Source organism: Prochlorococcus marinus, from assembly GCF_001180245.1.
In the GTDB taxonomy this organism is placed as follows: Bacteria; Cyanobacteriota; Cyanobacteriia; order PCC-6307; family Cyanobiaceae; genus Prochlorococcus_A; species Prochlorococcus_A marinus_F.
The window spans coordinates 1-3,984 of sequence record NZ_CVSV01000100.1 but is presented as its reverse complement, the minus strand read 5'-3'; the positions used below and the strand labels follow the sequence as shown (position 1 = coordinate 3,984).

General features: G+C 32.3%; 3 protein-coding genes and 1 pseudogene. 2 read left to right on the top strand and 2 right to left on the bottom strand.

The features are described from left to right. Both AMO19_RS03490 and AMO19_RS03485 read left to right on the top strand, forming a co-directional pair. Window positions 1-592 (top strand): annotated as a pseudogene (locus AMO19_RS03490) (amidohydrolase family protein); the annotation flags it as partial. A 38-nt stretch (window positions 593-630) separates the two neighbouring features. Then, entirely contained in the window at window positions 631-1,986 is a 1,356-nt protein-coding gene (locus AMO19_RS03485; protein WP_075507349.1) for an FAD-binding oxidoreductase, read from the top strand. On the opposite strand, the gene AMO19_RS03480 is transcribed toward AMO19_RS03485, so the two are convergent. Continuing rightward, complete coding sequence (locus tag AMO19_RS03480; protein ID WP_075507348.1) at window positions 1,983-3,215, bottom strand: bifunctional folylpolyglutamate synthase/dihydrofolate synthase; 1,233 nt, start codon at window positions 3,213-3,215, stop codon at window positions 1,983-1,985. The two genes, AMO19_RS03485 and AMO19_RS03480, sit on opposite strands and share 4 nt — an antisense overlap. 11 nt (window positions 3,216-3,226) lie before the next feature. Continuing rightward, a partial coding sequence (locus AMO19_RS03475; protein WP_146255927.1) for an aminotransferase class III-fold pyridoxal phosphate-dependent enzyme occupies window positions 3,227-3,984 on the bottom strand: 758 nt, incomplete at its 5' end.

The following is a 3,984-nucleotide window of genomic DNA, read 5'->3' as shown; positions in this document are numbered from 1 at the left end:
AGAAATTGATTTGCATATAGACGAATCGATCAATGAACCTGGAGCGGGAATAAAAGTTTTATTAGAAACAATCGAAAATTTAAAAATTAATAGTATTCCAATTACTTGTAGTCATTTGAGTAGTCTTATTTCTCTAAGTCATAGAGAGATTTTAAATCTAGGAGAAAAAATGGCCGAGAAAAATATTAAAGTTATTGCTTTACCTCTAACAAATTTTTGGTTGCTCAATCGAAGTAATAAAACTACCTCACTAAAAAGACCAGTTGCTCCAATAAAGCAATTACAAAAATCACACGTTGATGTATCTCTTGGTAGTGATAACGTTCAAGATCCCTGGTACCCATTTGGAAATTTTGATCCTTTTTATATGTTGTCTTGCTCGATACCTATGCTTCAACTAAATCCCTGGGAGAGAATGACTCTGTCTTCTATTTTTTTAGCTCCAAGCAGATTATTAAACTTAAAATGGGATGGTTTAATTAAAAAGGGTTGCCCTGCTGATTTTGTGATTATAGATGCACAAAGATGGGCAGATGTTTTTTCGAGTTCCTTAAAGAGAAAAGTGTTTATAAAAGGCGATTTATATTGCTAATTGGCTAATTTATATACAAAACAATAAGAATTTAATTAATGACATCAAATACTAATAAATTTATAGACAAATTTAGGAAAGTTAAAAACCTAGAGATTATTGAAAGTCAATCTGACATAAAAAGACTTTCAAAAGATTTTTATAACTACTCTCCAATTCTTACTGAAAAATTAGACGAATGTATTGCTGATTTGGTGGTAAGACCTTGTGATCACAAAGCAGTAAAGGAAGTAGCAGCAATTTGTTGGGAATTTTCTATCCCACTTACTTTAAGGGGTTCAGGTACAGGTAATTATGGACAAGCTGTCCCATTGTTTAAAGGAGTTGTAATGCAGATGAGTCACTTTAATAAGTTAGAAGAATTTGATCCAGATACAGGTTTTGTAAAAGTACAGTCTGGCTGTGTTATGGGAGATTTGAATAAACAATTAGAGAAATATGGAAGGGAATTGAGGTTGCTTCCTAGTACTTGGAAAACTGCAACAATTGGAGGCTTTATTGCAGGTGGATCAGGAGGTATTGGTTCAATTAGGTGGGGATTTTTAAGAGATCCAGGAAATCTTATTGGTTTAGAGGCAGTAACGATGAATGAAAAACCTGAATTCTTAAAATTTGATGCTGAAGAATCCGAACCCCTGAATCATGCTTATGGGACTAATGGAATAATTACTTCTTTACTACTTGCTACTGATATCAAACGTAAGTGGTATTCAATAGTTATCGACTGTATTGAATTTGGAAAAACAATAGAAATACTAAAAACTCTCACCAGCGCAGCAATTGATCTGAAACTAGGAGCAATTCTTGAAGAAGAAATTGTGGATCAAATGCCAAAATGGTTTAAAACTAATTCTAGAAGTCACAAGATATTAATTCAATCTACTCTTGGAGGAATAAAAACCATCGAGCTAATTTGTAAAAAATTCAAAGTTGAATCTACTCTCCTTGGGGAAGAAGAAAAACTCGTCAATGGAATTTCTGAAGTCGTATGGAATCATACAACTCTTCATATGAGATCTAAGGACAAAAATTGGACTTATTTACAGATGCTTTTGCCACCTAATGATGAACTAGAATTGATTAATTTTTTGAGAAAAAAATGGGGTAGAAAAGTTCTTTGGCATTTAGAAGCAGTTTCTCAAAAAGGATCACCTCGATTAGCGGCTTTGCCTGTATTAAGGTGGAATGGGATAGATGAATTGAATGAAATAATGGAAGATTGCAAGAAACTTGGTGCGTTTATTTTTAATCCCCATGTTTTAACTGTCGAGGCCGGAGGCCTAGGAGTGGTTGACGCAGATCAAGTAAAAGCGAAATTAAAATTTGATCCTAAAGGGCTATTAAATCCAGGAAAATTGGAAGGTTGGGAAGTAAAGGAACAATTTAATATTTAACATTTCTGTTTATTTGAAAATTTAATAAATTCAGCAACTAAATAAATAGAACCTGTTAAAACAGGATGAATAGGTGGCCATTTTTCTAGGGAAAATAAATATTCAATGGCAAGTTCAAATGTTTTAAATTCAATTGTTCTTTGAAAGTCAATTTCTTTAATCTGAGAGAGATCACTTAATTGCCAACTAGGTTGGTTTGGAACTGGCACAAGTAATAAGCGATCATTTTTCTTTAGAAGTGTTTTTAATATTGCGTTAATATCTTTTTGTCTTTGGACACCTAAAATCCAATAAATTCCTTTATCTTCATTCTCCCAATTGCTTCGCTCATTAGAGAGTGCTTTTGCAGCAGGATAATTATGCGCACAATCTACAAGAATTTCTTTGTTGAAATAATTTATTATTTCTAGCCTTCCGTTCCAAGTTGTCTTTTTAAGACCTGCAGATATGTGTTTTTCTTTTATATTAAATCCCAAATTATTCAGCGCTTCAATTGCTCCAACAGCTACTGAAGCATTTTGCTTTTGAAAAATCCCTTTTAAGCCAAGCTCATAGCTATTTGAGATTGAATCTTTCCAAATAATTTCTGCTCCTATCTCTCTAACTTTTTTGGTTATTAAATTTTCAACTTGACTATTTTGATTGCATGAGATGACAATTGAGTTTTTTTCAATAACTGCTAATTTTTCTTCGGCAATTTTTTCAATCGTATCTCCAAGAAATTCTTTATGGTCTAAGCCAATATTCCCAATAGCAATGATTGGTCTAGATTTATGTGCTGTTGTCGCGTCTAATCGTCCCCCTAAGCCAGCTTCAAGAATGAGTAATTCAACTTTTTGTTGGTCAAAAAAATTTAGTGCACAGCAAATGATTTTTTCAAAAGGAGTTAATTCAAATGTTGAAAATTTTTTTTCTATTAATCTATAAATTTTTTCAAAATCAGTTTTATTAATATTTTTTTTATTAACTCTAATCCTCTCGCAAACATCCAAAAGATGAGGAGATGTCGTTACACCGAAATTACATTTAGCTTCAAAAAGTATACTTTCCAAATATGCCGCGATTGATCCTTTCCCATTGGTTCCAATAATCTGTATCGCAGGGATATTCCTGCAAGGATTACCAAGTTCTTGAAGTGCTTTTTTAATTCTTGATAAACCTAACTTGATATTATCCCTCTCAAATTTAGGAGATAATAATTCAAAAGTTTTTAAATTTGCATTTTTCAAAATTTAAATTGCTATAACTCTTCAAAAATTGAATTTAGCTTATCCAAAAGAATATTAATTTCTCTTCGAGAAATAACTAATGGTGGGACAATTCTTACAACATTTCCTCCTGCAGGAACTACCAGTAATCCTTTATCAAAAGCTTTTAATGTAATTTTTTTTGCATCAGCATAATCATCATTGATCACAAGACCTTGTATTAAACCTAAACCTCTTTTCCCACTAATTATCTTTGGAAATTTTTTTGACAATTCTTCAAACCCAGCACTTAATTGTTCCCCTCTTAGATAAACATTATTGATAATATTTCTTCTATTTATTTCTTCTAATACAGTTAGGGCCGCTTTACAAGCGAATGGGTTACCTCCAAAAGTACTTGCATGATCACCTGGAGAAAAAATGTTGGCTTTTTCTTTTACCAATAATGCTCCAATTGCATGACCTCCGCCTAATCCTTTAGCAAGGGTAAATCCATCAGGTTCAATTCCTAAATTCTCATAACCCCACATTTTTCCAGTTCGACCTACTCCACTTTGTACCTCATCTAAAATAAGAAGAGAATTATATTTATCACATATTTCTCTCAGGTTTTTAAAAAATATTTTACTTCCAGGAATTACGCCGCCTTCGCCTTGTATTGGTTCAACTAAAACGCCGGAAATTTTTTGATCATTATTTTCACACTCTTCAAATAATTTTTTCACCGAATCAAAATTGTTAAATTTAAAAAATTTGAACCCTTGAATCATTGGTTCGAAACCTTTTTGAT